General features: G+C 59.7%; 3 protein-coding genes. 2 read left to right on the plus strand and 1 reads right to left on the minus strand.

The annotated features are described in order from the left end of the window. Window positions 1-106: 106 nt before the first annotated feature. Both folB and QZ292_RS09625 read left to right on the plus strand, forming a co-directional pair. Complete coding sequence (gene folB, locus QZ292_RS09620) at window positions 107-460, plus strand: dihydroneopterin aldolase (protein WP_294601005.1); 354 nt, start codon at window positions 107-109, stop codon at window positions 458-460. Window positions 461-579: 119 nt separating this feature from the next. Continuing rightward, window positions 580-3,108 carry an adenosylcobalamin-dependent ribonucleoside-diphosphate reductase gene (locus tag QZ292_RS09625; RefSeq protein WP_294601007.1) on the plus strand — a complete coding sequence of 843 codons (2,529 nt, stop codon included), beginning with the start codon at window positions 580-582 and terminating at the stop codon, window positions 3,106-3,108. A gap of 1,317 nt (window positions 3,109-4,425) precedes the next feature. Here QZ292_RS09625 and QZ292_RS09630 read toward each other — a convergent pair. Next, window positions 4,426-4,572 carry a hypothetical protein gene (locus tag QZ292_RS09630; protein WP_294601009.1) on the minus strand — a complete coding sequence of 49 codons (147 nt, stop codon included), beginning with the start codon at window positions 4,570-4,572 and terminating at the stop codon, window positions 4,426-4,428. Window positions 4,573-4,847 lie beyond the last annotated feature (275 nt).

Raw genomic sequence — 4,847 nt, forward strand, 5'->3', positions numbered from 1 at the left:
GTAGCGTAGCTAACTAAAAGTCTTTTGGGTACCTTTTCTTCAGAAAAGGTACGGTACCCTCCCGATTCCATACAAAAAACGATAGTTTTGTAGAAAAAACAGAGCGATGAAGAGTACGATCGAGTTGGAAAACATGGAGTTTTATGCCTATCACGGGCATTACGAGGAGGAGCAGCGGGTCGGGAACCGGTTTCGGGTGGACTTGCGGTTCGAGGTCGACAGTCGGGAGGCGGCCGGGACGGACGAGCTGGCCGATACGATCAGTTACCTCGATGTGTATGCGTGCGTGCGGCGGCAGATGGAGATTCCGTCGCGGCTGTTGGAGCACGTTTCGGGGCGGATCGTCGCGGCGCTGAGGGAGGAGTTTCCGGCCATGGGGGCGCTGCGGCTGAAGGTCTCGAAGCTCGATCCGCCGTTAGGGGGTCAGGTTGAGAAAGTTAGCCTCGTGACGGAGGATTAGCGGGCTGATTCTCAGAGGATTAATTAAATGTTAATAAGTTTTTCCCGCCGGTGTCTGAGGCGGACGGAAAGGGTCTTACCTTTGTCTCCGGAAACCGAATTTCAAGACCAAAACATATCATGCAGGAGCTTAAACAATATTCCTACGAAGAGGCTGTGGCCGGCGCCCGGGACTATTTCAACGGTGACGAGCTGGCGGCGACGGTGTGGGTCAGCAAGTATGCGCTGAAGGATTCGTTCGGCAAGATTTACGAACGTTCGCCGGAGCAGATGCACCGGCGCATCGCGCGCGAGCTGGCGAGGATCGAGGCCAAGTATCCCAATCCGATGGACGAGGAGGAGATCTACGGAATGCTCGACCATTTCAAATATGCGGTGCCGCAGGGCGGGCCGATGACGGGGATCGGGAACGACCTTCAGATCGCCTCGATCTCGAACTGTTTCGTGATCGGCCACGAGACGCCGGCGGATTCGTACGGCGGGATCATCCGCATCGACGAGGAGCAGGTACAGCTGATGAAACGACGCGGCGGGGTGGGGCACGACTTGTCGCACATCCGGCCGACGGGCTCGCCGGTGTTGAACTCGGCGTTGACCAGTACGGGGATCGTGCCGTTCATGGAGCGCTACTCGAACTCGACGCGCGAGGTGGCGCAGGACGGACGCCGGGGAGCTTTGATGCTGTCATTGTCGATTAAACACCCGGATGCCGAACGCTTTATCGACGCCAAATTGGAGCAGGGGAAGGTGACGGGGGCGAATGTCTCGATCAAGGTGGACGACGAGTTCATGCAGGCGGCGATCGACGGAAAACCGTACAGGCAGCAGTTCCCGATTACGGGTGACAAGCCGATGGTGGCGGGCGAGGTGGATGCGGCGGCGCTGTGGAAAAAGATCGTCCACAATGCCTGGAAGTCGGCGGAGCCGGGGGTGCTGTTCTGGGATACGATCATTCGGGAGTCGGTGCCGGACTGCTATGCGGACTTGGGCTTCAGAACGGTGTCGACCAATCCGTGCGGCGAGATTCCGCTGTGCCCGTACGACAGCTGCCGGCTGCTGGCGCTGAACCTCTACGGGTATGTGGTCAAACCGTTTACGACGGAGGCGAGGTTCGATACGGCCAAATTCAAAAAACATGTCCGGAAGGCGATGCGGATGATGGACGACATCATCGATATCGAGCTGGAGAAGGTCGATTCCATTATCGCTAAAATCGAAAACGACCCGGAGGCGGCGGATATCCGGCGGGTGGAACGGGAGCTGTGGGGCAAGATCCGCGAAAAGGCGCTGATGGGACGGCGTACGGGGCTGGGGATTACGGCGGAGGGGGATATGCTGGCGGCGCTGGGGCTGCGATACGGGTCGGACGAGGCGATCGCGTTCGCGGCGGAGCTGCAGAAGACGCTGGCGATCGAGGCTTACAGGGCTTCGGTCGAGATGGCGGGAGAACGGGGGGCGTTCAAGATGTACGATGCGGCGAGGGAGGCGGAGAATCCGATGATCCGGCGCGTCAGGGAGGCGGATCCGAAGCTCTATGACCTGATGGTGAAACAGGGGCGGAGAAATGTGGCGATGCTGACGATCGCGCCGACGGGGACGACGTCGCTCATGACGCAGACGACCAGCGGGATCGAACCGGTCTTCCTGCCGGTCTACAAGCGCCGGCGGAAGGTCAATCCGAGCGACAAGTCGGTGAATGTCACTTTCGTGGACGAGGTGGGGGATTCGTGGGAGGAATACAATGTCTATCACCACCATTTCCTGACGTGGGTCAGGGTCAACAAGGGGCTCACGGACGAACAGATCAAAAAACTGTCGGACAAGGAGGTGGAGACGCTGGTGGCGGAGTCGCCGTACCACAATGCGACGTCGAACGATATCGACTGGGTGGCGAAGGTCAAGATGCAGGGGGCGATGCAGAAGTGGGTGGATCACTCGATCTCGGTGACGGTCAATCTGCCGAACGATGTCACGGAGGCGCTGGTGGACGAGGTCTACCGGACGGCCTGGAGGTCGGGGTGCAAGGGGGTGACGGTCTATCGCGACGGAAGCCGGGCGGGGGTGCTGGTCAAGAAGGAGAAGAAAAAGGAGGAGGACGAGGTGCCGGCGAGCCGGCCGGTGTCGCTCGAGGCGGATGTCGTGCGCTTCAAGAACGGGCCGGAGGACTGGATTGCGTTCGTGGGGCTCTACAACCACAAACCGTATGAAATCTTCACGGGGAAGGTGGACGAGGATGCGCTCTACTTCCCGAAGACGATCAAGAAGGGAAACATCATCAAGGTGATCGAGAAGGACGGAACGAAGCGGTATGACTTCCAATACAAGGATAAGTATGGATATGTCAATACGGTGGGGGGGATTTCGCGCTTGTTCGACGAGGAGTTCTGGAACTATGCGAAGCTGATCTCGGGGGTGCTCAGGACGGGGATGCCGCCGATCGATGTGGTGAACCTGGTGTCGTCGCTCCGGCTCAACAGCGACACGATCAATACGTGGAAAAACGGGGTGGCGCGGGCGTTGCACAAATACATCCCTAATGGCACGAAGCCGAAGGGGGGCAAAAAGTGTCCGGAGTGCGGACAGGAGGCGCTGGTGTATCAGGAGGGGTGTCTGGTCTGTACGAATTGCGGGCACTCGAAGTGCGGTTGATGAGGCGGTTGGTGTAAATTCCTTGTTTTGTTTTGGAGCTCAGGGCCGGAATCGTCCGGCCCTGAGCTGTTTTTTTTGTGCGGGGCGGGCGACAGGGGTGGTCGCGTCCGAAACTTGAGTCTTGCGGAGCTTAAGGCGTAGCGTAGCTAACTAAAAGTCTTTTGGGTACCTTTTCTTCAGAAAAGGTACGGTTCGAGGCGGGACAAAGCTTGACCGTCTCCGCCCGCTTAAGAGGGCATATTCTGTTGGTTGGCCGAGCGCCAACCCACGAGAATTGCCGCGGGCGACTGAAACCGCGCGCCGCCGTCAAAAGAAGCGATTCAACTATTTCGGCGGTAGCCGAATATAGATGAATCGCGCAGGCGCGCGAACCAAGCTCGACCGCGCGCGACTGCTGGAAAAGGAAATCATCCAAACGCGTGAGGGCGCGTTTGGATAAGATTTCCGCCAGCGCGCTTAGGGTAGAGGCGGCCTATTTCGGAGTGCTCGCCGGCACCGCGCGCCACGCCTTAAGAGGCGATTCAACTCTTTCGGCAACAAGCCGAAAGAGAATGAATCGCCAAGGCGCGCGGAAAATGAAGTGGCGGAGCGATAGCGGAGCCGCAGTGAGGCGGACATGGGGCGGAGAATTGGGGCGAGCTTTGGGCTGCGACTGTTCTTCGGGCGCGAAAACCGTAGTCGGTTTTCGCGCCGTGCTGGGCCGAGCTTGGGGGCGGAGAGTTGGCAGGGCTGTTGGCTGTGAGCAGGGTAAAGTATTGGGCTGTTGTGGTTGGGGCTGAACTGTTGCGGCCCGTAGGGCCGCCGTCCTCGCTATTTCGGAGCGCCCGAAGGCACCGGCGGAGCGATAGCGGAGCCGCAGTGAGGCGGATACGGGGCGGAGAATTGGGGCGAGCTTTGGGCTGCGACTGTTCTTCGGGCGCGAAAACCGATTACGGTTTTCGCGCCGCGTTGGGCCGAGCTTGGGGGCGGAGAGTTGGCAGGGCTGTTGGCTGTGAGCAGGGCAAAGTATTGGGCTGTTGTGGTTGGGGCGGAACTGTTGCGACCCTTTGGGTCGCCGGCCTAGTCGCCCAGCGGCTTTGCCGCTCGGGGGGATGGGCGACAGGCCGAAAGGGGCAGAGGATCGGATTGTGGGTTGGGCGGGACAGGAGCGGGTCGGCGCCCGGGAGGTGCCGCAAATCTCGACGCGTGAACGGCGTATTGCGGGCCTCCCGATGGGGAGGCGTCCGGCCCGCGCGCACCCCTGTGGGGCGCAAAATCTTTGAAGTACTTCAGGCTCAATCCCGGGTTCGAAGTTTCCCAATCAGTCGAGTCTTCCGTTTATTCCGAGAGGCAACGCAACTGAAAACCGCAGGCGCGGCTGCCCGAGTGGTTGATGTAGAGGTGTCGCGAACCGAAATGCAAGTCCAGGCCGCTGATGCCGCCCGTGGCGGAAGACCAGCTGAATCCGTGGCTGCCGACGTTCACCGGACTGCCCGAGTGCGAATGGCGGTTGCCCGGGGCGGGCGCACCGCACTCCCAAGGCCGTGTCTATCCTAAAAGAATCGCGGGGGGATTTTCAAGGGGGATGCAAGTCCCCCTTGAATGTGCTCTTTGCCTACTTTCTACCACATAGTAGAAAGTAGGGGCCCCGCGGCCCGAGCGGAGCAAAGAAAAGAGATTGATATAGAACCCAAAGACAGACCGCCGCCCGACGCTTGTCGGATAAACGAGCTTTGTCCGCGCGCCTTACGCGATTCATT

The organism is uncultured Rikenella sp., assembly GCF_910577125.1.
GTDB lineage: Bacteria > Bacteroidota > Bacteroidia > Bacteroidales > Rikenellaceae > Rikenella.

Excerpts from the sequence above, each read along its gene's own strand:
- folB (WP_294601005.1), top strand. The coding sequence starts at position 107 with ATGAAGAGTACGATCGAGTTGGAAAACATGGAGTTTTATGCCTATCAC.
- QZ292_RS09625 (WP_294601007.1), top strand. The coding sequence starts at position 580 with ATGCAGGAGCTTAAACAATATTCCTACGAAGAGGCTGTGGCCGGCGCC.